At 52.6% G+C, this 25,044-nt stretch carries 21 protein-coding genes; 6 read left to right on the top strand and 15 right to left on the bottom strand.

Going from position 1 to position 25,044, the window contains the following annotated elements:
- Positions 1 to 8 precede the first annotated feature (8 nt).
- The 3 genes from rhlE (at position 9) to ybiB (ending at position 4,698) form a co-directional block, all read left to right on the top strand.
- Complete coding sequence (rhlE, locus tag HV213_RS19215; RefSeq protein ID WP_181482920.1) at positions 9 to 1,379, top strand: ATP-dependent RNA helicase RhlE; 1,371 nt, start codon at positions 9 to 11, stop codon at positions 1,377 to 1,379.
- Positions 1,380 to 1,542: 163 nt separating this feature from the next.
- Positions 1,543 to 3,687, top strand: a complete 2,145-nt coding sequence (dinG, locus tag HV213_RS19210; protein WP_181482919.1) for an ATP-dependent DNA helicase DinG — start codon at positions 1,543 to 1,545, stop codon at positions 3,685 to 3,687.
- A 42-nt stretch (positions 3,688 to 3,729) separates the two neighbouring features.
- Positions 3,730 to 4,698, top strand: a complete 969-nt coding sequence (ybiB, locus tag HV213_RS19205; RefSeq protein ID WP_181482918.1) for a DNA-binding protein YbiB — start codon at positions 3,730 to 3,732, stop codon at positions 4,696 to 4,698.
- A gap of 29 nt (positions 4,699 to 4,727) precedes the next feature.
- Here ybiB and adeD read toward each other — a convergent pair whose 3' ends face one another.
- On the bottom strand, positions 4,728 to 6,494 hold the full coding sequence (gene adeD / locus HV213_RS19200) for an adenine deaminase (protein WP_181482917.1): 1,767 nt from the start codon (positions 6,492 to 6,494) through the stop codon (positions 4,728 to 4,730).
- A 194-nt stretch (positions 6,495 to 6,688) separates the two neighbouring features.
- Between adeD and HV213_RS19195 the strand changes: the two genes are divergently transcribed.
- Complete coding sequence (locus HV213_RS19195; protein ID WP_181482916.1) at positions 6,689 to 8,023, top strand: NCS2 family permease; 1,335 nt, start codon at positions 6,689 to 6,691, stop codon at positions 8,021 to 8,023.
- Between the two features lie 252 nt (positions 8,024 to 8,275).
- Here HV213_RS19195 and HV213_RS19190 read toward each other — a convergent pair whose 3' ends face one another.
- The 6 genes from HV213_RS19190 to HV213_RS19165 form a co-directional block, all read right to left on the bottom strand.
- Positions 8,276 to 9,379, bottom strand: a complete 1,104-nt coding sequence (locus HV213_RS19190; RefSeq protein WP_181482915.1) for an endonuclease/exonuclease/phosphatase family protein — start codon at positions 9,377 to 9,379, stop codon at positions 8,276 to 8,278.
- A gap of 386 nt (positions 9,380 to 9,765) precedes the next feature.
- Positions 9,766 to 10,026 carry a DUF1471 family protein YbiJ gene (gene ybiJ, locus HV213_RS19185; protein ID WP_181482914.1) on the bottom strand — a complete coding sequence of 87 codons (261 nt, stop codon included), beginning with the start codon at positions 10,024 to 10,026 and terminating at the stop codon, positions 9,766 to 9,768.
- A gap of 285 nt (positions 10,027 to 10,311) precedes the next feature.
- Entirely contained in the window at positions 10,312 to 10,578 is a 267-nt protein-coding gene (locus HV213_RS19180) for a DksA/TraR family C4-type zinc finger protein (RefSeq protein ID WP_112214722.1), read from the bottom strand.
- Positions 10,579 to 10,646: 68 nt separating this feature from the next.
- Positions 10,647 to 11,324 (bottom strand): PKHD-type hydroxylase YbiX, encoded by a 678-nt coding sequence (gene ybiX / locus HV213_RS19175; RefSeq protein WP_181482913.1) that lies wholly within the window; start codon positions 11,322 to 11,324, stop codon positions 10,647 to 10,649.
- Positions 11,325 to 11,369: 45 nt separating this feature from the next.
- A complete protein-coding gene (locus tag HV213_RS19170; protein WP_181482912.1) occupies positions 11,370 to 13,658 on the bottom strand; it encodes a catecholate siderophore receptor Fiu in 2,289 nt (762 codons plus the stop codon).
- Positions 13,659 to 13,958: 300 nt separating this feature from the next.
- Positions 13,959 to 14,573 carry a flavin reductase family protein gene (locus HV213_RS19165; RefSeq protein WP_110275375.1) on the bottom strand — a complete coding sequence of 205 codons (615 nt, stop codon included), beginning with the start codon at positions 14,571 to 14,573 and terminating at the stop codon, positions 13,959 to 13,961.
- 95 nt (positions 14,574 to 14,668) lie between these two features.
- On the opposite strand from HV213_RS19165, the gene rlmF reads away from it, so the two are divergent.
- Complete coding sequence (rlmF, locus tag HV213_RS19160; RefSeq protein WP_181482911.1) at positions 14,669 to 15,583, top strand: 23S rRNA (adenine(1618)-N(6))-methyltransferase RlmF; 915 nt, start codon at positions 14,669 to 14,671, stop codon at positions 15,581 to 15,583.
- A gap of 4 nt (positions 15,584 to 15,587) precedes the next feature.
- On the opposite strand, the gene ybiO is transcribed toward rlmF, so the two are convergent.
- The 6 genes from ybiO to rhtA form a co-directional block, all read right to left on the bottom strand.
- Positions 15,588 to 17,810, bottom strand: a complete 2,223-nt coding sequence (ybiO, locus tag HV213_RS19155; protein WP_442788114.1) for a mechanosensitive channel protein — start codon at positions 17,808 to 17,810, stop codon at positions 15,588 to 15,590.
- Between the two features lie 100 nt (positions 17,811 to 17,910).
- A complete protein-coding gene (gene glnQ, locus HV213_RS19150; RefSeq protein ID WP_112214715.1) occupies positions 17,911 to 18,633 on the bottom strand; it encodes a glutamine ABC transporter ATP-binding protein GlnQ in 723 nt (240 codons plus the stop codon).
- Positions 18,630 to 19,289, bottom strand: a complete 660-nt coding sequence (gene glnP, locus HV213_RS19145; RefSeq protein WP_110275367.1) for a glutamine ABC transporter permease GlnP — start codon at positions 19,287 to 19,289, stop codon at positions 18,630 to 18,632. Before glnP ends, glnQ begins: the two co-directional genes overlap by 4 nt.
- Positions 19,290 to 19,387: 98 nt before the next feature.
- Positions 19,388 to 20,131 carry a glutamine ABC transporter substrate-binding protein GlnH gene (glnH, locus tag HV213_RS19140; protein WP_110275365.1) on the bottom strand — a complete coding sequence of 248 codons (744 nt, stop codon included), beginning with the start codon at positions 20,129 to 20,131 and terminating at the stop codon, positions 19,388 to 19,390.
- Positions 20,132 to 20,508: 377 nt separating this feature from the next.
- Entirely contained in the window at positions 20,509 to 21,012 is a 504-nt protein-coding gene (dps, locus tag HV213_RS19135) for a DNA starvation/stationary phase protection protein Dps (RefSeq protein WP_181482909.1), read from the bottom strand.
- 227 nt (positions 21,013 to 21,239) lie between these two features.
- Positions 21,240 to 22,127, bottom strand: a complete 888-nt coding sequence (gene rhtA, locus HV213_RS19130; protein WP_142513193.1) for a threonine/homoserine exporter RhtA — start codon at positions 22,125 to 22,127, stop codon at positions 21,240 to 21,242.
- A gap of 353 nt (positions 22,128 to 22,480) precedes the next feature.
- Here rhtA and ompX point away from each other — a divergent pair, with 353 nt between their 5' ends.
- On the top strand, positions 22,481 to 22,993 hold the full coding sequence (gene ompX / locus HV213_RS19125; RefSeq protein ID WP_110275359.1) for an outer membrane protein OmpX: 513 nt from the start codon (positions 22,481 to 22,483) through the stop codon (positions 22,991 to 22,993).
- Positions 22,994 to 23,064: 71 nt separating this feature from the next.
- Here ompX and HV213_RS19120 read toward each other — a convergent pair whose 3' ends face one another.
- Positions 23,065 to 24,642: a phosphoethanolamine transferase gene (locus tag HV213_RS19120; RefSeq protein WP_181486456.1), complete on the bottom strand. Its 1,578-nt coding sequence runs from the start codon at positions 24,640 to 24,642 to the stop codon at positions 23,065 to 23,067.
- 268 nt (positions 24,643 to 24,910) lie between these two features.
- Positions 24,911 to 25,036, bottom strand: coding sequence for a manganase accumulation protein MntS (gene mntS / locus HV213_RS19115; protein WP_110275355.1), 126 nt, complete (start codon positions 25,034 to 25,036; stop codon positions 24,911 to 24,913).
- Positions 25,037 to 25,044 lie beyond the last annotated feature (8 nt).

Below are 25,044 nucleotides of genomic sequence, written 5' to 3'. Positions count from 1 at the left end.
GAGTTGTTATGTCTTTTGATTCCCTTGGCCTGAATCCTGAAATCCTGCGCGCGGTCGCTGAACAGGGCTATGTTGAGCCAACCCCTATCCAGCAGAAGGCTATTCCTGCGGTATTACAGGGTCGCGATCTGATGGCCAGCGCCCAGACCGGCACCGGTAAAACGGCAGGCTTTACGCTGCCGCTGCTTCAGCATCTGATCCAACAAGAACCGCATGCTAAAGGTCGTCGCCCGGTGCGCGCTTTGATCCTGACTCCAACGCGCGAGCTGGCAGCTCAGATTGGCGAGAACGTACGGGATTACAGCAAGTATCTGAATATTCGTTCGCTGGTCGTCTTCGGCGGGGTAAGCATTAACCCACAGATGATGAAGCTGCGCAGCGGCGTCGATATTCTGGTGGCCACGCCGGGACGTCTGCTGGATCTTGAACATCAGAATGCCGTCAGCCTGGATAAGGTTGAAGTGCTGGTACTGGATGAAGCCGACCGTATGCTGGATATGGGCTTTATCCACGATATTCGCCGCGTGCTGGCGAAACTGCCTGCGAAACGCCAGAACCTGCTGTTCTCTGCAACCTTCTCCGACGACATTAAATCACTGGCGGAAAAACTGCTGCATAACCCGCTGGAAATTGAAGTTGCCCGCCGTAACACCGCCTCTGAGCAGGTGAGCCAGTTAGTGCATTTTGTTGATAAAAAACGCAAGCGCGAGCTGCTGTCGCAGATGATCGGTGAAGGTAACTGGCAGCAGGTGCTGGTCTTCACCCGCACCAAGCACGGCGCAAACCATCTGGCAGAGCAGCTTAATAAAGATGGTATTCGCAGCGCCGCAATCCACGGTAACAAAAGCCAGGGCGCGCGTACTCGCGCATTGGCTGACTTTAAATCCGGTGGCATCCGCGTGCTGGTGGCAACCGACATCGCCGCTCGCGGTCTGGATATCGAGGAGTTGCCGCACGTAGTGAACTACGAACTGCCAAACGTACCGGAAGATTATGTGCACCGCATCGGCCGTACCGGTCGCGCGGCTGCAACTGGCGAAGCGCTGTCGCTGGTCTGCGTTGACGAGCATAAGCTGTTGCATGATATCGAACGCTTGCTGAAAAAAGAGATCCCACGTATCGCCATCGCGGGCTATGAACCGGATCCTTCCATCAAAGCCGAGCCGATTCAGAACGGTCGCCAGCAGCAGCGTGGCGGTGGCCGCGGTGGTCAAAGCCAGAGTCGTGGTGGCCAAAGCCAGGGCCGCGCTGGCCAGAGTCAGGGTCGTAGCCAGCAATCTGCTCCGCGCCGCAACGATGGTGAAGCGCCGAAAGCACGTACTGCAGACGGTAAACCTCCACGGCGTCGTCGCCCGCGCAAACCGGCGTCGGCTGAATAGTATCCTCACCTCATTCCAGCGGTTCCGGGCAATATTCCTGCCCGGAACGCTTCAGACTTGCGCTAAACCTCGAGCGTGATTCCAGTTTGCTCAGAAACACATTCCTCCCGGCAGCGAAAAAATGGCACAATAGTGGCTGTTTATACAGTATTCAGGTTCTCTCATGGCTTTGACCGCAGCGCTAAAAGCGCAAATCGCCGCCTGGTATAAGGCGCTTCAGGAACAGATTCCGGACTTTATTCCCCGTCCCCCGCAGCGGCAGATGATCGCCGATGTTGCGAAGACGCTTACCGGGGAAGAGGGGCGGCATCTGGCGATTGAGGCTCCCACTGGCGTCGGCAAAACCTTGTCATACCTGATCCCCGGCATCGCGATTGCCCGTGAAGAGCAAAAAACGCTGGTAGTCAGCACCGCCAACGTGGCGCTGCAGGACCAGATCTACAGCAAAGACCTGCCGCTGCTGCGTAAAATTATTCCCGATCTGCGCTTTACCGCTGCCTTTGGTCGTGGGCGCTACGTTTGTACGCGTAACCTGGCCGCTCTCGCCAGTACGGAACCGACACAGCAGGATTTGCTTGCCTTCCTTGATGACGATCTCACGCCGAATAACCAGGCGGAACAGAAGCTGTGTGCGACGCTTAAAACGGATCTTGATAGTTATAAATGGGATGGTCTGCGCGATCATACCGATAAAAACATAGATGATTCGCTGTGGAGCCGCCTGAGCACCGATAAAGCCAGCTGCCTGAACCGCAACTGCCACTATTATCGCGAATGCCCATTTTTCGTCGCCCGGCGAGAAATTCAGGAAGCCGAAGTGGTGGTGGCAAACCATGCGCTGGTCATGGCGGCAATGGAGAGCGAGGCGGTGCTGCCGGATCCGAAGAATTTACTGCTGGTGCTTGATGAAGGCCACCACCTGCCGGATGTCGCCCGCGATGCGCTGGAAATGAGCGCTGAAATCACCGCTCCGTGGTATCGCCTGCAGTTGGATCTGTTCACTAAGCTGGTTGCCACCTGCATGGAACAGTTCCGGCCTAAAACCACACCGCCATTGGCGAATCCTGAGCGCCTGAACGCGCATTGCGAGGAGCTGTTTGAGCTTATCTCCTCGCTAAATAATATTCTTAACCTGTATATGCCTGCAGGTCAGGAAGCGGAACACCGCTTTCCGATGGGCGAGCTGCCGCAGGAAGTCATGGAGATCTGCCAGCGGCTGGCGAAGCTGACGGAAACGCTGCGCGGGCTGGCGGAGCTGTTCCTCAACGATCTTGGCGAAAAAACAGGCAGTCATGATGTGGTGCGTCTACACCGGGTTCTGCTGCAGATGAACCGCGCGCTGGGGATGTTTGAGAGTCAGAGCAAACTGTGGCGTCTGGCATCGTTGGCGCAGTCTTCAGGCGCGCCGGTGACCAAATGGGCCACCCGCGACCTGCGTGACGGTCAGATGCATATCTGGTTCCACTGCGTGGGGATCCGCGTCAGCGATCAGCTGGAAAGGCTGCTCTGGCGCAGCGTCCCGCATATTGTTGTCACTTCGGCGACGCTACGTTCGCTGAATAGCTTTTCTCGCCTGCAGGAGATGAGCGGACTGAAAGAGAAGGCGGGAGACCGCTTTGTGGCACTGGATTCGCCGTTTAACCACGTCGAACAGGGTAAAATTGTCATCCCACAGATGCACTACGAACCGCTTATTGACCACGAAGAACAGCATATCGCCGAGATGGCGGCTTACTTTCGCGAGCAGGTTGAGAGTAAAAAGCATCTCGGCATGCTGGTGCTGTTTGCCAGCGGAAGAGCGATGCAGCGTTTTCTTGAGCACGTGACCGATTTGCGCTTGCTGCTGCTGGTGCAGGGTGATAAGCCGCGCTATCGGCTGGTGGAACTGCATCGTAAGCGTGTTGAAGGCGGAGAGCGAAGCGTGCTGGTCGGGCTGCAATCCTTTGCCGAAGGGCTCGATTTAAAAGGTGAGTTGCTGAGCCAGGTTCACATCCACAAAATCGCCTTCCCGCCGATAGACAGCCCGGTGGTGATTACCGAAGGCGAATGGCTCAAAAGCCTCAATCGCTATCCGTTCGAAGTTCAAAGTCTGCCGAGTGCTTCCTTCAACCTGATTCAGCAGGTGGGGCGCCTGATCCGTAGCCATAGCTGCTGGGGGGAAGTGGTGATTTACGATAAGCGACTGTTGACCAAAAACTACGGCCAACGCTTATTGAATGCATTACCCGTATTTCCGATAGAGCAGCCTGCCGTCCCTGAGGTTATAGTAAAAACTAAAGCAAAACCGACGCGTCGCAAACGGCGTTAATGGTGCAATGTCGACGATGTGAGAAGCTCAAAGGAGCCTTCGATGGACTACAGCAAGATCATTAAAGAAGTTGGGCGCGGGAAAAACCACGCCCGTGACCTGGATGTCGAAACGGCCCGCGCGCTCTATTCGCGGGTGCTTAGCGGCGAAGTGCCCGAGCTCGAACTGGGCGGCATCCTTATCGCCCTGCGCATCAAGGGTGAAGGCGAAGCGGAGATGAAGGGCTTCTACGAGGCGATGCAGCAGCAGACGCTAAGCCTGACGCCGCCGCCAGGTAAACCTATGCCGATTGTCATCCCCAGCTATAACGGTGCGCGCAAACAGGCAAACCTGACCCCGCTGATCGCCATCCTGCTGCATAAACTCGGTTTCCCGGTGGTGGTGCACGGCGTGAGTCATGATCCAACCCGCGTGCTCACAGAAACGATTTTCGAGCTGATGGGGATTCCTGCCACGCGACACGCGGGTCAGGCCCAGGCGCGATTGGACAGCCATCAGCCGGTTTACATCCCGATAGGTGCGCTTTGTCCAGCGCTGGAGAAACAGTTAGCGATACGCTGGCGTATGGGCGTGCGCAACAGCGCGCATACTCTGGCCAAGCTGGCGACGCCGTTTGCGGAAGATGCGGCGCTGCGCCTGTCGAGCGTCTCTCATCCGGAATACGTCACCCGGGTGGCGAAATTCTTTACTGAAATCGGCGGACGGGCATTGCTGATGCACGGTACTGAAGGCGAAGTCTATGCTAACCCGCAGCGCTGCCCGCAGATTAGCCTGATTGATGCCGCTGGAACGCGTGTGCTGAACGAGCGTCAGGATATGGGTACAGCGCAGGCTGTTGCGCTACCAGAGTCAAAAGACCCGGAGGTTACCGCGCGCTGGATTGAACGCTGTGTGACAGGGAGCGAACCGCTACCCCTGTCGCTGAGAATCCAGCTGGCCTGCTGTCTGGTGGCTGCCGGGGAAGCAGCCACTCTGGAACAGGGACTGGCAAAAGTGGCTGAGCACTGGTAATCATCGCCGCCATTGTGGGCGGCGCTGCTTTACTCAGTGATTTCCAGCGACGTGAAATCGAACTTACTGCCATCGAAGAGTCCCTGGCTGGTTAGCTTGAGCGCTGGGATAACCGGTAGTGATAAAAACGCCATCTGGATAAAAGGTTCGTCGGGAAGAGTGCCGCAGAGTTTACCAGCAGCTTTGAGCAAACCTATTTGCTGCGCCAGCGTTTGTGCCGTTTCGGTGCTCATTAACCCGGCGACAGGTAGCGGCAAATGAGCCGCTACCTGGTTATTATGCACGACGCACAACCCGCCGCCGGTTGAGATAACCTGATTTACCGCTGTAGCCATCTCCTGCGCGCTACGGCCAATAACAACGATGTTATGGCTGTCATGGCTAACCGTTGCCGCCAGCGCTCCCTCACGTAAGCCAAAGCCGCTCAGTAGACCGCAGGCAGGCGGGGTTTGCTTGCCATAACGTTCCAGGACGCTGATAAAGCAAATATCTTCTCGATCAAATCCTTCCCCGGTATACAGGCTCTCTCCATTGCCGGTGATCAGCTCGTTAGGAATGACCTCAATCACGCGATAGCGCCTGCCGGGAGTGAAATCGAAGGAAAAGTCGGCGGCGGATACCGGCTGGCGTGCAACCGTGTTGCCTAAGGGGGGATGCGTTTTTGCTAACGTTGCAGACTCGGCGCGCAGTAATGCGTGTTCATCGACAGGCATTCCCTTAATAAACACTTGCTGTACCTCAACTTGCTGAGGATTGCTAAGCAGGACGATATCCGCTTGTTTTCCCGGTGCCAGCAGTCCGAGATGTTTCAGGCCGAAATGGCGCGCGGTTGACCAGCTGGCAATACGGTAAGCGACATGCAGCGGTACATTGTGTTGGATAATAAGGCGGCGGATAAGCGCGTCGATATGGCCTTCATGGGCAATTTCCCAGGGGTTACGATCGTCGGTACAAAGCATACATTGTGGGCTGTTTATTTCATTGATTAACGGCGCGAGCGAATCGAGATTTCGCGCAGCGGATCCTTCGCGGATCATTAACCCCATTCCCGCCCGTAGCTTTTCATGGCCCTCTTGTTGAGAATAGCTTTCATGGCAGTTTTCGACGCCAGCAGCAACATATGCATTAAGCGTTTTACCGCTCAGGCCCGGGCAATGACCGTCTATCGTCAGGGGGAGGAACGCGTCTATTTTATCCGCAATTTCGTGCTCTCCGGCGATAACGCCGGGATAGTCCATTACCTCCGCGAGCCCGGTGACCAGGGGATGGTCGCGCCAGCGGAGCATTTGTTCAAGGGTAAAGTCGGCACCGTTTAAATCGCAACCTTTCAGGGCAGGGACGCAGGAGCTAACCTGAATATACTGATTTTGTTGTGCCAGTTCGGCGCAGCGAATAAACCAGGCGAAGCCGGATTCCCCCATCACATTGACGATTTCATGGGGATCGCAAACGATGGTTGTCAGGCCGCGCGGCAGAGTTGCCGTTTCAAAAGCAACGGGGGTCATCATGCTCGATTCAATATGCAAATGGGCATCAACAAAGCCAGGTACTGCTGTTGCTCCGCGGGCATCGACACGCTGGTGAGTCGGAGCATCGGCATACTCTGGGCCAATACCGGCAATATGCTGGTTTTTTATCACTATGGGGCCTGCGAAACTCCCGCCATTAATTAAATCAAGTACAGTGACATTATCAATAATATAATCTGCAATATCCTCTCCACGTGATACGGCGAGCAATTCTTGTCTGTTTTGACGACTAATCTGGTGATGTTTAAAGTTAATTTTATTTATCATTTTATTTTCTCATTTTGATTTATCAAATTGATTCTTTAATTATCATTTTATCATCTGTGGTGGTTTTTTATTTTATCGATAAATAGATTTTTACGATGTGATAGCTATCACTGAATTATGAGTTAGGTATGATTTAAAAAGAGTAAAGTCAGTGGGTGTATCATGAAGTTATTCTTCATCAGCGGATGAAAAACATGAAAAATGAACGCAGCGAAAGTATTCATCAGAGTACTAGCAGTCTTTCCCGTTTTTTTAAACTACAGCAGCATAATACCTGTGTGCGCACCGAGGCGATCGCCGGGCTCACTACGTTTTTAACGATGGTTTATATCGTTTTTGTTAATCCACAAATTCTAGCTGCGGCGCATATGGATGCGAAGGTCGTTTTTGTCACCACTTGTTTGATTGCCGGTATTGGTAGCATTGCCATGGGACTTATTGCAAATCTTCCTGTTGCGCTGGCACCCGCAATGGGGCTAAACGCCTTTTTCGCCTTTGTGGTTGTCGGGGCGATGGGGATGAGCTGGCAGACCGCGATGGGCGCAATATTCTGGGGCGCTGTGGGGTTGTTTTTATTAACGCTTTTTCGCATTCGTTACTGGATGATTGCAAACATCCCAATAAGTTTGCGCATAGGTATCACCAGCGGAATAGGGTTGTTTATTGCAATGATGGGGCTGAAAAATTCAGGTGTCATTGTTGCAAATAAAGATACGTTAGTTGCCATTGGCGATTTGAGTTCACATAGCGTGTTATTAGGGATTGTTGGTTTTTTTATTATTGCCGTTCTCTCTTCACGAAATTTCCATGCTGCAGTGCTGGTTTCAATTGTCGTCACATCATGTTGTGGATTATTTTTTGGCGATGTTCATTTTAATGGTGTTTATTCCACACCGTCTGGTATCAGCGGGGTAATTGGTGAAGTGGATATACGCGGTGCCTTATCGCTGGATCTGGCCGGTATTATTTTCTCATTCATGCTGATTAATCTCTTTGATTCTTCAGGGACGCTAATCGGCGTGACGGATAAAGCGGGTTTAATTGGCAAAGAGGGGAAATTCCCCAATATGCATAAGGCGCTGTATGTTGACAGTTTGAGTTCAGTGGCCGGTGCTTTTATAGGTACTTCATCGGTGACCGCTTATATCGAAAGTACGGCTGGTGTGTCGGTGGGAGGCAGGACCGGTCTTACAGCGGTGGTTGTCGGCGTTTTGTTTTTGCTGGTGATGTTTTTTTCGCCGCTGGCTGAAATAGTGCCGGGATACGCAACGGCTGGAGCCTTAATTTTCGTAGGCGTGTTGATGACATCCAGCCTCGCTCGTATCGACTGGGATGATTTTACCGAGTCAGTTCCGGCTTTTATCACGGCGGTAATGATGCCTTTCACGTTCTCTATCACCGAGGGGATTGCACTTGGCTTTCTGGCTTACTGCATCATGAAAATCTTCTGCGGACGATGGCGTGAGCTGAATCTGTGCGTTATTGCAGTTGCAATGCTGTTTGCGTTGAAAATTATACTGGTGGACTAAAAAACGTGTTCTGTTTTAGATATTGTGCTCGCATTTCTGTCGGGTGATGGCTAGCGCCTTGCACGGCCTACAAAACCCATAACATCATCATGTTACGGTTTCTCTTTAGGCCCGTGTAGGGCCGCATCGCCGGGGGAATCCCTGAAGAATGTACTTTGTCAGTACTCTGGGCCCGTACCTGCGTACGGGCTCTTGCTCAATTATTTAAGGTTGCGTGGGAATTTCTTCCCCTGCCGCGCTTTCTACGGAGAATCAATTAAGAATAAAGGTGGTCATGACGGCTGCATGATCGGATGTTCCTCCCGTCGCGCCGCCGCCAACGCTACCCACGCAGACGGATTCCTTCACGGATAAGCGACTGCCTTTATAATAAATGTAATCAATACGTCCGGGAGCGGTCATGGTTGGCTCACGATCTGACCATGTGCGTGGTTTAGGTGTATCAGCAGCCTGCGGTTGCCAGCTTGAGCAAGGGTAAATCAATGGATTTGGGTGAGCTTCTCTGTACGAATCCTTCAGGCCGGCCGCCATGAATACCTGAGACACCGGGAAAGGTATCGTTAAACCGTAGTGCCCGTCGCGCCATTTTTCTGCCCAGTCGAGGTGAGAGAAGGAGTTGCCGTCTCCGGCCATAATAATGGGCTCTTTGTCTGCGTTATCCAGCAGTATTTTGCTTTTTTCGACAACCTGCTGTGCCTGGTCGGCGCGGTGTGCTTCTTTGTCGAGTATTCCTTTTATGGCCTGCTTTTCATCAATCATACTGTCGTAATGACGTATTTCAACATCACGTTTATCAATATAAAGTTGATTCAGATATTGTTCTGCTCCATAGGATGAGGTGAGCCAGAAATTAGCAACCCATAACGGTGTACCTTTTACATCTAGTTTTACCGCACCGTAATTAAATTGATTAATTTTAGGGGTGTTAACTGCCGTCTCTGTAACATCGAATGTATTATAGTCGGTAATGGGATAGATAGACCAGATGGTCAGATTATCAGCAGAGCCATTCCCTGAGTTGGTTTCATAATTTCCAGGAAAACAGCTGTCTTGAGCGCCGGTAAAGTTATGTTGCTTATTGGAAAAACAAGATACAGTGTAACTGAACACGTTCTCCGGCTTAATATTATTAGCCTTCGCAAATGCCGCCTTAATCGTGTCCTGGCGGCTGTAAGTCTCCTGAAGCACCATCACGTTAGGCTGCAAAGATTCAATATCGTGCGCCAGATGGCGGTCCTGCGAACCGTGCCAGATGTTCCAGGTCATGAATTTGACTTCCTGAGACGCTGATAATGCTCCTGTTGCCCATAGCATTAATGATAACGGAATTAAGGGGATGATCTTTGAATATTTCATGAGCTATATCCTTATCAATGAAAATGTATTGTTACATTTGTATTTTATGTGATTAGAATGTGCCGGTTTTATGGGGGTATTTCAGATGGCGTTACCGTTAACCGCATCATAGTTAAACATGGATTCTAAAATGGATGGGAAGTGAAAAAATTAAAAGTGTGGGGTCTGTCAGTTTTTTATATGTAAATAAAAAAATATCAAAAACACTTATTTATTAATTGTTGAGTTTAATATCAATAAAAAGTAGGAAGGGGTGAAAATGTTGACGCAGCGTTAAAAAAAAGCCCGTCCAGTAGATGAACGGGCAAGGCAAGGGTATTAAAGGGTCTTACAGGGTTGAAACAGTGGCGTTACAGGGTCTTACTTGCTACAGGAATTTGTGGCGATTATTTATAGATAACCGCGGTACCGCTAATTTTGTTCGCGGTGTTAGCAGAGGTGATGCTGTAGCCGGTTGCGCCAGCGGCTTCGGCTTTCTCTGCCAGCTTAGCTTCCAGACCATCCAGCGTCATTGCGCCTTCAGCGGAAACCACACCGATTTTGTTCATGCTTTCTGCCTGGGCCGATGTTACCGGCTGAGCGGCGAAAGCACCAAAGGACAGAGCGGAAAGGGCGATGGCGGCGGCAGCATATTTGATAGTTTTCATAATTAATCTCTCGCAGGTTGTCTTGTACAGGTGACGATGTTTCGTCGATGTGAGAAGTATCACGGTTTTGAGCGAGAGATAAAATCGAAGGAAATTAACAATCTCAATCTAATTTTTTGAATGATTATTAATTTATTGAATATTAATAAATTATTTTAGCCCGCGAAGAGAAAACGGGTTGAAGCGAAGTTCACGGGGCGGTAAGGGCACATTTTGCCACTCAGTTTGCCAAAAAACGTGCGCGAAAAGATAACGCGATCTGCGGTAATGAAAGGTAAATGACGGTCAGCGAAGCTGGCTATCTTTAGATCCTCTGCGATTATATCCTGAAAATGTATTGTTATGTAAATCTTTATCTTGTTGGCACTTTACACAGTATCTCACTCCCGCAACCGCTTGCCGACGCGCTTCCGGAATCGGCTCTCCGCACTCTTCACAAAATTTGTTGCTTTCACCCGATGAAAGCTCATTTCGCGCCCGCGCGATGGCATCATTAATGGTGCTGTCGATTTGCTCCTGCACGGCGTCGTCATTTGCCCAGCCTGATGCCATGGTTCACCTCGTTATCTCGTCTCTCTTTAGTATAGAGAATATGGGGATAAAAAATGACCAGACAAGGCTTAGATCTCTGACCATTCGCGCAGTAGGTTATGGTACAGATTAAGCAGAGACAGCACTTCGTCGCTTTCACCGTGGCGGCTTTTTAACTTCTGAATATTGCCATCCAGATCAAACAGCATGGCGCGGCGCTTATCGTCGCGGATCATGGATTGAACCCATAAGAATGAGGCCACGCGGGTACCCACTGTAACGGGGGTGACGCAGTGCAGGCTACTTGAAGGATAGAGTACCAGGTCGCCAGCCGGGAGCTTAACCGAGTGCTGGCCATAGGTGTCGTTAACTACCAGCTCGCCGCCCTCGTAGCTTTCCGGGGCGGATAAAAAGAGGGTGGCGGAGAGATCGGTACGCATCCAGCCGCCCTGGGCCTGACTGCGCACCGCACCATCAACGTGAAATCCATAAGTTTCACTCTGCTGATAGCGGTTAAACAGCGGGCTGGAAAGGGTTTTCGGCAGCGCGGCGGCAAAAAACAGCGAACTGCGATTCAGCGCTGCGACTACCGTTGCCTGAAGTTCACCATACAAGCTGCTGCGGGTGTCTACCTGCTGGTTATTTTTGACCTGAGCGCCCTGATCGCCAGTAGTTACGCGGCCGTCAACCCAATCGGCTTGTTGGAGCTGGGCGGTGAAATAGTCCACTTCCTGTGGGCTAAGGACGGTGGGGATATGGTACATCATGATTTTGTCTCCTGAAGAAACGGGGCGTTGCCGCCCCATCGTGGATCAGAAATGCATATTGGCGGTTAACAAGAAGGTCCGTGGTTCCCCCGGGTGATAGCGATAGCCGCTCTTATTAATAGAGGCGACATAGTCGGTATCAAACAGGTTATAGACGTTCAGCTGCAGGTCGAGATTACGGTTAATACGATAACCCACCTTGGCATCCGCTACCCAGTAGCCTTCGGTATAGGACGGCGTACCGACCGCGCCGTCGCTGCCGCGATGCATACTGCCGACGTAGCGTGCGCCAGCGCCAACGGAGAGCGCGTCAGTGGCCTGATATTGGCTCCAGACGGTAAATGCGTGCTCTGGCGTATACGGTAGCGCGCTGGTGCCATCCTGGGCGGTATTCGCGCCTTCGCTAATGCTGGCGCGCTGTTGGGTATAGCCGCCGATAACCTGCCAGTCAGGAGTAATGTTACCGGCCAGAGAGATCTCATAGCCTTCCACGCGTTTCTTACCGTACTGTGAATAGGTGCCGTCGTCGTTCTGTTCGACTTCGTTTTCAATATCAGTACGGAAGAGGGCGGCGGTCAGCAGCAGGCGCTTGTCCATGAGCTCCCACTTGGTTCCGACTTCGCTGGTTTTTGCTTTCTGCGGTTTAAAGTCGGTACGGTTGGCACTGTTGCCGGTACCACTTTGCGCGAGGGTGAAGTTGCTGCCTCCCGGCGGCTGCTGAGAAACGGCGTAGTTGACGTAGATATTGCCGTTATTGGTCAGATGATACAGCGCACCGGCTTTCCAGTTTACCAGGTTACCGCTGGTGGAAGTATCGACGGTGGTGACGGGCGTATTTTTCTCTACGCCCGTCGGGCAGGCGATAGCACCGCGTCCGGTTCCGCCGCACAGGCTCGCGCTATCGTATTTGGTCTGGTAATTATCCAGACGGATCCCGCCGTTAAGTTCGAAGTCCTGAGTAATTTGCAGGGTGTCGAAGGCATAAACGCCGAAGGTATCCGTTTGCCCGTTGGCGTTGGCGCCGCTGCGGTCCAGGCCGCCGATGGAGATATCGCTGTTCGGGTGATAAATATTCACCGCCGGCGGCGTTAGCGGATAAACCCCGTAGTTGGTCTGCGTTTCGCGAGTGAATTCCACACCGGTGCTGACGTCATGGCCGATGGAACCGGTGTAGAACTTCGAGGTCAGGTTAGTCTGGTTAGTGAGGATCTTGTTGCTGGTGTCTTTGGTGTTTGCCAGACGTGACCAGGTCCAGCTGCCGACATCGCCAGGATTGGGCTGGGTGATGTTTGATGCTCCACCCATCACCGCGGTCATCAGATAATCCTGCTTCACGCGAGACCAGCGGGTAGTGTTCCGAATGGTCGTGGTGTCGCTCAGATCGTGTTCGAAGCGCATCGTCACGGTATCGGTGGTGGAATCATCGTAGTCGGAATTGGTGCCGTAGAAGTTGCTGGTGGCTACTTTACCGGAGTGATTCAGCGCCGAGGTGCTGGCGCTGGGGGCGGAATACCCTGGCAGACCGATAGTCGGAATGCCGCCATCTGGCGTATTGTGCTGGGTCACGTGCAGATAGTTCAGGTACAAGCGGGTCTCAGTGCCAAGACCGAACGCCGCCGATGGCGCCACGCCGTAACGCTCGTTTTTCACCTTGTCGCGGCCTGCATCGTGAGTTTTTTCACCCATCAGATTCAGGCGCACCGCGCTGGTTTCGCCAATGGTCTCGTTGATATCCAGCGTGCCGCGACGGAACCAGGCGCTACCTACGCTTGCGGAAGCATCGATGCCGGAGTCCAGACGCGGCTGTTTGCTGATCATATTGATTGAACCGGTCGGCGCGCTGCGACCGTAGTCGGAACCAGACGGCCCCTTGATGACCTCAACCTGTTCAGTGTTGAAGGTATCGCGGCTGACGCTGCCGATATCGCGAATACCGTCGACGTAAATACTGTTGGAGGTATCTGCGCCGCGCATGTAGATGGCGTCGCCGGTGGTGGAGTTGCCATTTTCACCAGCAAAGAACGCGCCCACGCCGGGAACGTTCTTCAGCGCATCGGTGAGGTTGGTGACGCCCTGATCCTTCATCACCTGCTCAGAGACAACGGTGACCGTTCGCGTGGTATCGGCGATCGGACGAGAAAATTTAGGATCGGCGGAGTGAGTCGGCGCATACAGCGATGGAGTTTGCGCTTCGACCACCAGCGTTTCGCCAGCATTCTTTTCAGTGCTGTCCGCTGCAAGCACTTGACCGGTCGGAGAGAGACTCAGGCATAAACCGGTGAAGATTGTCAGTGAGTTGAAACTGCTGAACGGCAAATTGTTATTTTTTTCCATATCAATAAGTGACTTATAGTTTTAATTAGGCCATAACGACCGCAGACGAAGCGATGCTTCGCCCCGACCACTGCAGGTGATTTTTAACAAAAGCAATGCTTTTGATAATGATTGTGATAATCATTATCAAACAACGGCCGAATTTTTATCACTCATTTATAAAAAAATAAATACATTTATTTACATTGACTGCATTTTTTCTACATAAAGAAGGGGCGCTATGGGCGAGGATAAAAGCGGAACGAGCCCAACCTGGATGTGGGCCCTATATTGCAGATTGCGTAATTCAGGATAAAGGAGTTAGCGTGCGTCCGGACGAACAAGATCAAAGCGCAAGCTTTCATCGATGCCGTAATAAGCGCTGGGGCCTCCGGCGCGCAAAATCGGCTGGGCTTTAGCGGTCTGGTAAATCCCTTCCTCCAGCAGCGACTCGTCGATATGCACCGCCACCACTTCGCCCAGCACCAGCCAGCTTTCAACCGCCATGCCGTCGGCGGTGGTCAACTGGATGCACTGCGAGAGGCGACATTCGAAGTTCACCGGGCTTTCGGCAACCCGTGGGGCGCTGACAATACGGCTGGCAGCGGGCGTGAGCCCGGCGCGTGAAAATTCATCCTCATTACGCGGTATACTGGCGGACGTTTCGTTCATCGCTACCGCCAGAGGACGAGTGGCCAGGTTCCAGACGAACTCTTTAGTCTCGACGATATTCTGCACGCTATCTTTCCAGCCGCTGCTGGCAAAACCGATAATCGGTGGCCGATAGTTAAAGCAGTTAAAAAAACTGTAGGGTGCGAGATTGCGCTGCCCGCAGCTATCCAGCGAAGCGATCCAGCCGATGGGCCGAGGCCCGATAATGGCATTAAGCGGGTCGTGCGGCAGACCGTGTCCGTGCGAAGGTTGATAGAAGTACATACGAAACCCATGACGAAAGAGTAGATATCCAGACTCACTTATTTACCGCGCCGCCGTCAACGGGTATCTTACGCGGCTGTTCAAAGGAGATTGCCATGAAAGCCCAGAAACCGGGGTTACACCCGCGTAACCGCCACCACCAACGCTACGATTTGCCCGTATTGTGCCAGGCCCACACTGAGCTTCAGGCCTTTATCACCCTCAATCCGGTGGGTGAGCAGACCATCGACTTTGCCAACCCGCTGGCGGTGAAGGCGCTGAATAAAGCGCTGCTGGCGCATTTTTACGCGGTGAAACACTGGGATATCCCTGAGGGCTTTCTCTGCCCGCCGGTGCCGGGAAGAGCTGATTACATTCATCACCTCGCCGATTTGCTGGCGCTGGACACTGGGACTATTCCCTCGCAGGCCAGCATTCTTGATATTGGCGTCGGCGCAAACTGCATCTATCCGCTGATTGGCGTACACGAATACGGTTGGCGTTTTACCGGCAGTGAAACGCATGCTGAAGCTTTCGCCAGCGCGCAGGCTATCGTCAACGGTAATCCTGGATTGACTCGCCAGATTCGCCTGCGTCGCCAAAAAGATACCAAAGCGATTTTGACCGGAATTATTCATAAAAACGAAACTTACGACGCGACCCTGTGCAACCCACCGTTCCATGATTCCGCCGCCAGCGCGCGGGAAGGCGGCGAGCGCAAACGTCGCAATCTGGGACTAGGCGAAGATAGCGTAACCAACTTTGGCGGCCAGCAGCAGGAGCTGTGGTGCGAGGGAGGCGAGGTAGCCTTTATCACCCAGATGATTCAGGAGAGCCAGCAGTTTGGCCGTCAGGTGAAGTGGTTTACCTCACTGGTTTCCCGTGGTGACAATTTGCCGCTGCTGTATCGCGCGCTGACCGACGTCGGCGCGGTAAAAGTGGTGAAAAAAGAGATGGCCCAGGGCAACAAGCAAAGCCGCTTTATCGCCTGGACCTTTATGGACGAAGCCAAACGCCGCCGTCCGTTTTAATCTGCTATAACGTCGGCTCCGCAGGAGCCGGCGGCCCGGCAGGTACCGGGGTTGGCAGCACCTGATAAGTCTGCACCGGTGCGCGGACGCCAGCGAGGTCGAAATGTCTTTTCACCTGGGTATCGAGGGCAAAACGAACCGTCCACTGCTTCAACGGCAGGGTGGTGAAGGTGACCCGCAGGGTGAAGGCGGTATTACTCAAGCCCACCAGTCCGGCGAAAGACGGTTCGCCAATGATCAGCCCGCGAACCTCTTCCTGTGCCATCACTTCCGCTACCGCCTCTTTCAATGCCTGATTGGCCTTATCCAGACTCTCCTGCCGGTCGACATCATAGTTGGCGACCACTGAACCGATGCCGCGCACGAAGTTGGCGAAGGTGGTTATCGAAGACCACGGAATAATATGATAGGCGCCGGTATCCTGGCGCACGCCGACGGAGCGAATCGACATCCGTTCCACTGTGCCGGTTAACGGCCCAATAGTGACCAGATCGCCGGTATTCATGCCGTTTTCAAACTGGATAAAAATCCCGGTAATAATATCTTTGACCAGAGTTTGCGCACCGAACGAAATCGCGAGGCCCAACGCCCCGGCACCGGCCAGCAGTGGGGCGATGTTCACCCCCACTTCCGAAAGCAGGATCATCACCGTAATGGTGCTGATCACCACCGCCAGCGCGTTGCGAAACAGCGTCAACAGCGTCCGGGCGCGGGCGCTGGGCAGCGGGCGGCCGTGAATATCCGACGCCAGGCGGTTCTCTATCAGGCTGGCGAGCAGCGTCCAGCCAATCGCCGAGAAGAACAGGATCAGCGCGATGCGAATCAGAACATCTACCGCTTTTTGCCCGCTACCGTTATGGATCCAGCTCCAAAAATCGAACAGTCCCCAGGCGCTGAGCAGCAGCATGATCGCCACGCAGACCGTTAATATCCGCGCGACTTTTAGGGAAGCGGATATCCAGCTGTTAAGCCTCTTTTGCAGCTCGGGGTAATTGCGTTGGGTTTCTGGCGACAATGTGATGGTTTTGGCAATCCAGCGCGACAAGATGCCAGAAACCAGCGCAGCAGCGCCGATAATCGCCAGACTGCGTAACGTCGCGCCCATCATAAATTTCAGGCTATTGCCGGGATCGAACAGCGAGAAGAAAAACAGCACGATAAAATAGGCGCAGGCCAGCCAGTGCCAGATCAGGGCAAAGGCGCGGATAAACAAACTGAAGAAGGCCAATGAACGATCGGCAAGCTGAATAAGCCCCTGAGTAATCAATGCCTTATTGTGAAAAATCAGGTACAGCGCCCACAGGGTAATGCACAGCATAATCATGACGTTGGCCAGCGCGCCAACCTGGACGTTGACCTGATTGGAAATAATGGGAACCGCGACGATCAGGCCGTAGCCAATCAGGCTACTCAGGGCGCTCAGGCGCAAATTCCAGTATTTCGCTGCCTCATTGCTGAGATTGAACGGCCGCAGTTCAGGGATCCGTGGGCAGAAAATCACCCGCAGAAGAGCTTTGAAAAACTCAATCAGCGCGAAAGCGTTCAGAAACAGACTTTGCTGAAAGGCGATGGTGGGATTATTGCCGTTGAGGCGATCGCTTAACAGCTGACCGACGAATAGCGTCAGCGCGAGCAGAAGCAGGTCAAAGATAAAAGCTCCGGCAATGGTTGAGGGAAGCTGGAGCCAGTTGCTGCGATCGCGGTTTTTGTGTCGCCCCCAGTGGCCCATTTTGCGATACAGCGGTAGGGCCGCCAGGCGTACCAGCCACCAGAAGGCAAAAACCAGCCCCGCCAGCAGTAAAAAATGGTATGCGGCATTGCCGAACGTTTGTGAATTGAAGGGCTTATGCGGAGAGCCGGTGATGTTACGCCACAGTTGGGAGAAACGCGACGAGAGCTGCTCGCCATATTCGCGGCTGATTTGGGTAACGTTTTCCAGCACCGTGGTCTCATCTTCGACTTCGGGCGGCGTCAGCTTTGGCGTGCTGGCAGGCGGAGGCGTGGCGGCGGCTTTACGCAACTGGTCGATAAGCTCCTGACGAGCATCGGTGTTTTCGAGCACGTCGGCCAGCGCGCCGTAGGCGGCTTTCTTCTGCTCAAGATCGGGTTCGCTGCTGCTGGGCTGGTCAGTCGTGGCAGCCGGTACGCCGGGCAGCGTTGCGGCGAATAGCGGGGTGGTAAACAGCATGGCGAGCAGTAACAGAATCCGCAGCACAGGCACCTCCATTGCATCTCAAACCGATAAGTATAGAAGACGATATCTGGAGGAAAGGGTTGGGATGATTCTGGAAAGCGGCTCTCCCACGAATGGGGAGAGCCGTTGGGCATTAGGCTACGTGCTGCAAAAACTCGCGCAGGCGCGGGCTTGGCGGGTTCTTAACCAGTACCTGCGGATCGCCATCTTCCGCAATACGCCCTTTATCGATAAAGATCAGGCGCGAAGCCACTTTTTCGGCAAAGCCAATTTCGTGGGTGACGATGACCATGGTCATGCCTTCTTCGGCCAGATCCTGCATCACTTTCAGCACTTCGTGACGCAGTTCGGGGTCCAGCGCAGATGTCGGCTCATCAAACAGCATCATTTTCGGCTTTACGGCCAGCGCACGGGCAATCGCCACGCGCTGCTGCTGACCGCCGGAAAGCTCAGAAGGATAGTGGTGTGCACGCTCCGCCAGCCCCACTTTTTCCAGCAGCTCTTTCGCCAGCTTTTCCGCCGCCGCTTTACTGGCACCGCGAACGCGCAGCGGGCCAAACATGACGTTTTCCAGCGCCGTCAAATGCGGGAACAGATAAAACTGCTGGAACACCATGCCTGCTTCCTGACGAATCAGTCGCTCGTCGACTTTAGGATCGTTGACCTTCAGGCCATCGACGATCAGTTCGCCGCTGGTAATCTCTTCAAGTTTGTTGATACAGCGCAGCAGGGTTGATTTACCGGATCCGGACGGCCCGATAATGACCACCACTTCGCCCTGGTTGATCTTCAGATCGATATCATGCAGCACTTTAGTTGGGCCAAAATGCTTGGAAACGTTTTTAAATTCAATCACAGGATTTTCATCCTTCTTTCGAGACGACGCAGAACAAAGCTCAGCACCAGGGTGATGATCAGATAAATGACGGCAACGGCGCTCCAGATTTCCAGCGCGCGGAAGTTACCGGCAATGATTTCCTGGCCCTGGCGGGTCAGCTCGGCAACGCCGATGACGATAAACAGTGAAGTATCCTTGATGCTGATAATCCACTGGTTGCCCAGCGGCGGCAGCATACGGCGCAGCGCCAGCGGCAGGATCACGTGGCGGATGGTTTCACGACGTGAAAGGCCCAGCGCAAGGCCCGCTTCGCGAAAGCCTTTATGGATAGACAACACCGCGCCGCGGGTGATTTCTGCAATATAGGCGCCGGAGTTGATCATAATGGTAACCACCGCTGCGGAGAACGGGTCGATGCGTAAATCATTGAACGCCATTGGCAGGGCGAAGTAGATAAACATCACCTGCACCACAATCGGGGTGCCGCGAATGATTTCGATAAAAACCAGCGCGGTGTGATTGGCTATCCAACCGCCGAAACAGCGGGCGAAACCAGCCACCAGGCCGATTATCAGGCCGCCGACCAGGCCGAGGACGGAAATCCACAGCGTCATTTTGGCGCCTTCCAGCAAAATTGGAATGGCGGGCCAGATGGCACTCCAGTCAAACTGCATAAATGTGTTCCTGTTACCGTGTCGAAAACAGAGGAGACCCTCTGAGAAAATCATTCAGGCCTGCTTATCCGCAGGCCTGGAAGAGAAAACGCTAATTATTATTTTGGTTCAGTACCGAACCATTTTTTATAAATTTCGTTGTAAGTGCCGTTTTCACGCAGCGTTTTCAGCGCGCCGTTCACTTTTTCACGCAGTTCGTCGCTGCCTTTCGGGAAGGCGATACCGTAGTCTTGCGCTTCCAGTGAATCACCGACCGCTTTGAACTTGCCGTTACCCGCAGTTTTGATGAAGTAAAGAATGTTCGGCGTATCGTGCAGTACAGCATCAGCGCGACCGGTGCCCAGTTCCATATAGGCATTGTCGATGTTCGGGAACTGACGCAGATCTTTGGTTTTGATATTGGCCTTCGCGTAGTCAACGGAGCCGGTACCGCCTTTCACTGCCACCACTTTACCGTTCAGATCTTTAACATCTTTGATGTCATTATTATTGGCGTTGACCATCACCAGCAGACCGCTTTTGTAATAGCCATCAGAGAAGTCGATTGCTTTTTTACGTTCTTCAGTGATGGTAATTCCCGCCAGCGCGAGGTCGATATTTTTGGTTTGCAGCGCCGGAATAATGCCGCTGAAGTCCATTGGCTTCAGGGTATAGTCCAGCTTCAGCTCTTTGGCGACGGCAGCCCACAAGTCGACGTCGAAACCAACGTACTTATCGCCCTGCTTGAATTCGAACGGAACAAATGCCGTATCGGTCGCGACAATCAGTTTATCAGCGGCGTGAGAAGAAACCGCAAAAGCCAGGGTCAGTGCAGCCAGTGAAACTTTAAATACAGACTTCATAGCATTTCCTTTTTTATCCACGGGATGATCCCCTGCGAGAACGAATAGTCTTATGAAAAAATCGTGCCAGTTTTACAACTTGTTGTTTTACAACAACCAGGATGAATCTCATTGCACGCTTTTGATAACGGATAACGCTAATTGCACCGTTGTGGGGCGTTGTTTTGGTGCATCATAAGCACATCGCATAACAAGAGCATTTTTAACGCAAAACCAGAGGGGAAAACAATCTCGCCGTAACGATTGTGTGAGGTGATTATTACAATTGATTTACTTTGGTGCGTATTTTGAACACTTTCGTGCACTGATATGGTGCATTAAGGCGATTGGGGTGGTGGAACAAAAAAAGCCGCCAGCGGGGCTGACGGCAGTTGGCATTACTCAATATTGGCTTCGATGAACCACAGGAATTTATCCAGGTCACGGGAAGCTGCGGTAAAGATATCGGCAGTATCTTCATCTTTTACTTCTTCGATGGCTTTACGCACGTCGTTAGCGACGATGGCGTAGCGATCGGCCAGCTCTTTCAGATGGTCCTGCACGCTATGGATATCCAGCGGGTAGCTTTTCAGCGGACTTTTGCTATTGATGACCTGAGTGGTCCCCAGCGCCACGCCGCCAAGCTGTACGGCACGTTCGGCCATGGTATCAAGATGGTCGACTAGCGCGGTGCGAAAGCCGTCCAGCATTTCATGAACGGCAATGAAGTTTGCACCGCGCATATTCCAGTGAGCCTGCTTGGTAATCAGCGACAGGTCAATGAACTGGATCACCTGGCGATTCAGCAGCTCAACGGTCGCCTTCTTCGCGCTATCTGCGACGTCGTTACGGGTATAGAGCAGATTCGTTGCTTTAGTTTTAACCAGTTTTGCGGTACTCATAGTTTCATATCCTCTTGATATTTGTACTCGTCATACTTCAAATTTGAATTATGCGGAGCGTCTCGTCCCAATAACTTGCGGGATTAAGTATAGCAACGGATATGATGTTTGCAGTGTCGGTAGTCTCTATCGGTCTGATAGCACAGGTCTGTTGGACGGTTTTTATATCTTATAAATCAATTAACTAAGGCTCTGCATGATGGGTTGTCATCAAGCAGAGCCTGCGATCAGTTAATGTCGACTTCTTTTATTTTACTTTCCCGACGCATCGTCAAAGTGGAGCCCATTGAGGCGAGGATAATTGCCCCCAGCGCCAGCGTTTGCACGAGGGTTAGCATCTCGCCAAGAAATACCATCCCGGAAAGCGCGGCAAGGGCCGGTTCCATGCTCATCAGCGTACCAAATGTTTTGCTGGGCATGCGGGTAAGGGCGATCATCTCCAGCGAGTAGGGCAGAGCGGTCGACAAAATAGCGATCCCGAGCCCTGGCAACAGTAGCGCCCACTGAAATAACGTATCGCTGGCCTGAATCATCCCTATCGGCACGAAAACCACTGCGGCGATAAGCGAACCCATCGCCACCGTTGCCGGGCCGTGCTCTTCCCCGGCACGCTGGCCGGTGAGAATGTAGACTGCCCAGCAGGCTCCTGCCCCAAGCGCCAACAGCGCGCCCATCGGATCTATCTGCGAAACGTCTTGCCCCAGCGGCAGCAGGAACCACAGTCCGAGCACCGCCAGAGCCACCCACACAAAGTCCAGCGGGCGGCGAGAGCCAAATAATGCCACGGCCAGCGGCCCGGTAAACTCCAGCGCGACTGCAACCCCCAGCGGAATATGTTGAATCGATAAATAAAACAGGTAGTTCATGGCGCCAAGCGACAGACCGTATAACAGCAGCGGTAAACGCTGCTCCGGGGCGAAACGCAGGCGCCAGGGCTTGAAGACCACCACCAGGATTAAGGTTCCCAGGGCCAGACGTAGGGCGGTGACGCCAGGTGCACCCACTAATGGGAACAACGATTTCGCGAGCGATGCGCCGCTCTGGATGGAAATCATGGCGATGATAATAACCAGTATCGGCAACCATGCCGGTACTTTGCGGGACGAGCCGGGCATCCTTTCTCCTGTCAAATTTTGTCAAACGCGGTAAAGGTTCCAGTGTAAAGGAATTACCCGGCGGCGGTTTAGCTAATGTTGAAATAATCCGCCCCGGGAGCAGTACAATGAGATGAGGTGCGAAGATAAATTCACCAGATGATTAGGAATAATCTGGATGCATATCGGGCGCTTTGTGAGCCTTAATATGTATGTATCCGCTAAAAAAGGTTGTTTTCCAGTTTGTTATAGAAGTGTGGAAACTTTTGGTTACATGAAAAAGTACGTTAGACAGTGTAAAGTGAAAAGAGTTTCCCAAAAGTTTTTGATATATTTAAGGCTTAGGACTTATTAGAAACACATTTGAGGTGGTTATGAATAAAATTGCACGTTTTTCAGCACTGGCCGTTGTACTGGCTGCATCCGTAGGCACCACTGCTTTCGCTGCAACGTCTACCGTTACCGGTGGTTACGCTCAGAGCGACATGCAGGGCGAAGCGAACAAAGCAGGTGGTTTCAACCTGAAATACCGCTACGAGCAAGACAATAACCCGCTGGGCGTTATCGGTTCTTTCACCTATACCGCTAAAGATCGTACCGAAGATGGCGTTTACAAGAAAGGCCAGTACTACGGTATCACCGCTGGTCCGGCTTACCGTCTGAATGACTGGGCAAGCATCTACGGTGTAGTGGGTGTTGGTTACGGTAAATTCCAGGACAACAGCTACCCGAACAAATCTGATATGAGCGACTACGGTTTCTCTTACGGTGCTGGCCTGCAGTTCAACCCGATCGAAAACGTTGCTCTGGACTTCTCCTACGAGCAGTCTCGCATTCGTAACGTTGACGTTGGCACCTGGATTGCTGGCGTAGGTTACCGCTTCTAATCACTTCGGTGATGTAAAAAATCCGCCTCAAGGGGCGGATTTTTTTTGCCTGCGATTTCAGGTCGCCAGACTTAATTGACGGTGAAAGCGTCGGTGCCCAAATGGGTGTAGTCAACTTTCTTCAGCTGGAAGTTGGTGATGTACGTCGCCCCGGCTTTCTGCTCGGAGATAAAACGATAGCGCGGGGTAATCTCCTGAGCGCTGATCCCGGTCCACTGCGAGAAGAAGCTGAGGAAATCATTGGCCGAGCGCCGCGCTTTAATGACCTTATGCGCTTTATCGTCGCTGGACAGCACCATAAACGGCACCTGGAAGTTCTGCTGATACTTATCATCGTGCGCCAGGTACTGCACCTCTTTCCCACGCTCCTTGAACGCCAGACCATGATCGGAAAAATAGGTCATCGAGAAAGTGTCGCCGGAGTTTTGTAGCTGGCTATAAAGATTGCTCAGCAGCGTATCGGTTTGCGTCATGGTGTAGAGATAGCAGGAGGTCTCTTTCGACTGAACGAAAACGGTGTATTTTCCCTTGGTGCGATCGCAGGCCTGCGGATGCGAGCCCATCAGATGCAACACAATCAGCTGCGGCTGGGTACGACGGGTGGCAAGCACCTGTGCGGTAAGTTTTAAGAGCTGCTCATCCTGGGTATTTTTATTGGCTTCAAAATCGCCATTTTTGAGGAACTGCACTTCATCAGCGCGTTTGGCGATACTGGCAATTGCCGTGTCGTATTCGCCAATCTGTCCCTGATTCGAGAACCACCAGGTCTGAAAACCGGCGCGGTTGGCGAGGGTGACAAAGTTATCCTGAAACTGCGGCTTGTCATCGACGACGCGGTTGAGCGTTAAACCGAGCGACTTCTGCGTTGAACCGCTGGCGGCGATGTAGTCATTAAACAGATAACCTTTTACCGAACTGGCAAACGGCGTGTTATCCCAATGGCCGCCGAAGGCGCCGAGCGCATCGCGGCGTGCGCTTTCTCCGATGACCACCACGTACAGATGATATTTTGGCTTCACCGCCAGCACGTGCCAGCTATCTTTTATGTTTGCCAGTTGGGCCATCCGCGCTTGTTCATCCAGCACTTCATTATTATTCACCACCACATCTTTCACGAAGCGTACGGCAGGATAGCCGGTGTCGATAACCTTAAAGACGCCGCCCCATGCGAGGTTTTGCACCGGTTGCAGGAAGAAAATGCCGATGCAGAATAGCAGGCCAAGGGTGTCGATTTTACCCCAGCGCGTTGACGCTTGCGGTTTGCGGCGCACGGCAATCACGCCGAGCGCAAAGATGAATACGCCTAATAGATAGCTGTACCACGGAAAGATGGTCAGGATCTCGGTGGACTCTTCGATATTGGTGGCATGCAGCGCCAGCAGCGTATTGAAATTTGGCGCGCCGTAGGCCTGGCCAAACGGATAGTACATGGCAGCTAACAGCGAATAAGCGCCAATCACCACTTTTTGCGTACGCGGAAAGCTCCGCCATAGCAGATGCAGTACGCAGGTAAAAGCAACGGTATAGAGCAGGCTAAAATCGTAGCCAAGCGCCAGGTTAATAAATAGCGATTGTAAAAAGTAGAATCCTGTCCATGGGTTCAGTACCACTCCGCGGGCGACCAGCGTTTCTTTCAGCGTGACATTCATAATAAACAATCAAAAAAGAGCCATGTGCGTCCCCTGGCATCAAGGGGTAAAACCTGCTGGACAGTGCCTGAAGAGGGTCTCTGCGAGCCGCAGTAGTGGCAGGGCTGACAAAAGATAGGGCTTGCAAATGTTAAGGTCAACTATCCATAACAGATTGTTTTGGGAGGATGCTTACAAAACTTGAAAAAAGTCGCAGAAATACGGAGGAACCGGACAGTTTGGCGGGGAATTGTGGCAGAAAAATGAAGCGGCGTACCGCGACGCCGCATTAGTTTTTCGGTTTATCCTGCTGAGGTTTGCCGTTGATCAGATCGCACAGCATACCGACAAGCATTAACCGAACTTTAAAAGGGGAATGAGTAAACACGTTTAAGCACCTCTTGAATTCGTTCATGGTGACCT

This window comes from Klebsiella sp. RHBSTW-00484 (assembly GCF_013705725.1).
GTDB lineage: Bacteria > Pseudomonadota > Gammaproteobacteria > Enterobacterales > Enterobacteriaceae > Klebsiella.
This window is presented reverse-complemented; position numbering and strand designations above follow the sequence as displayed.

What these genes read in the sequence shown, in the direction of transcription:
- HV213_RS19180 (WP_112214722.1), bottom strand. Translation starts at nt 10,578, where the DNA reads ATGGCATCAGGCTGGGCAAATGACGACGCCGTGCAGGAGCAAATCGAC.
- ybiO (WP_442788114.1), bottom strand. Translation starts at nt 17,810, where the DNA reads ATGGAGGTGCCTGTGCTGCGGATTCTGTTACTGCTCGCCATGCTGTTT.
- HV213_RS19120 (WP_181486456.1), bottom strand. Translation starts at nt 24,642, where the DNA reads ATGAATGTCACGCTGAAAGAAACGCTGGTCGCCCGCGGAGTGGTACTG.
- ybiX (WP_181482913.1), bottom strand. Translation starts at nt 11,324, where the DNA reads ATGATGTACCATATCCCCACCGTCCTTAGCCCACAGGAAGTGGACTAT.
- HV213_RS19165 (WP_110275375.1), bottom strand. Translation starts at nt 14,573, where the DNA reads ATGTACTTCTATCAACCTTCGCACGGACACGGTCTGCCGCACGACCCG.
- glnP (WP_110275367.1), bottom strand. Translation starts at nt 19,289, where the DNA reads ATGCAGTTTGACTGGAGTGCCATCTGGCCCGCCATTCCAATTTTGCTG.
- HV213_RS19170 (WP_181482912.1), bottom strand. Translation starts at nt 13,658, where the DNA reads ATGGAAAAAAATAACAATTTGCCGTTCAGCAGTTTCAACTCACTGACA.
- ompX (WP_110275359.1), top strand. Translation starts at nt 22,481, where the DNA reads ATGAATAAAATTGCACGTTTTTCAGCACTGGCCGTTGTACTGGCTGCA.
- mntS (WP_110275355.1), bottom strand. Translation starts at nt 25,036, where the DNA reads ATGAACGAATTCAAGAGGTGCTTAAACGTGTTTACTCATTCCCCTTTT.
- rhtA (WP_142513193.1), bottom strand. Translation starts at nt 22,127, where the DNA reads ATGCCCGGCTCGTCCCGCAAAGTACCGGCATGGTTGCCGATACTGGTT.
- ybiB (WP_181482918.1), top strand. Translation starts at nt 3,730, where the DNA reads ATGGACTACAGCAAGATCATTAAAGAAGTTGGGCGCGGGAAAAACCAC.
- rlmF (WP_181482911.1), top strand. Translation starts at nt 14,669, where the DNA reads ATGAAAGCCCAGAAACCGGGGTTACACCCGCGTAACCGCCACCACCAA.
- adeD (WP_181482917.1), bottom strand. Translation starts at nt 6,494, where the DNA reads ATGATAAATAAAATTAACTTTAAACATCACCAGATTAGTCGTCAAAAC.
- rhlE (WP_181482920.1), top strand. Translation starts at nt 9, where the DNA reads ATGTCTTTTGATTCCCTTGGCCTGAATCCTGAAATCCTGCGCGCGGTC.
- HV213_RS19195 (WP_181482916.1), top strand. Translation starts at nt 6,689, where the DNA reads ATGAAAAATGAACGCAGCGAAAGTATTCATCAGAGTACTAGCAGTCTT.
- ybiJ (WP_181482914.1), bottom strand. Translation starts at nt 10,026, where the DNA reads ATGAAAACTATCAAATATGCTGCCGCCGCCATCGCCCTTTCCGCTCTG.
- glnH (WP_110275365.1), bottom strand. Translation starts at nt 20,131, where the DNA reads ATGAAGTCTGTATTTAAAGTTTCACTGGCTGCACTGACCCTGGCTTTT.
- HV213_RS19190 (WP_181482915.1), bottom strand. Translation starts at nt 9,379, where the DNA reads ATGAAATATTCAAAGATCATCCCCTTAATTCCGTTATCATTAATGCTA.
- dinG (WP_181482919.1), top strand. Translation starts at nt 1,543, where the DNA reads ATGGCTTTGACCGCAGCGCTAAAAGCGCAAATCGCCGCCTGGTATAAG.
- dps (WP_181482909.1), bottom strand. Translation starts at nt 21,012, where the DNA reads ATGAGTACCGCAAAACTGGTTAAAACTAAAGCAACGAATCTGCTCTAT.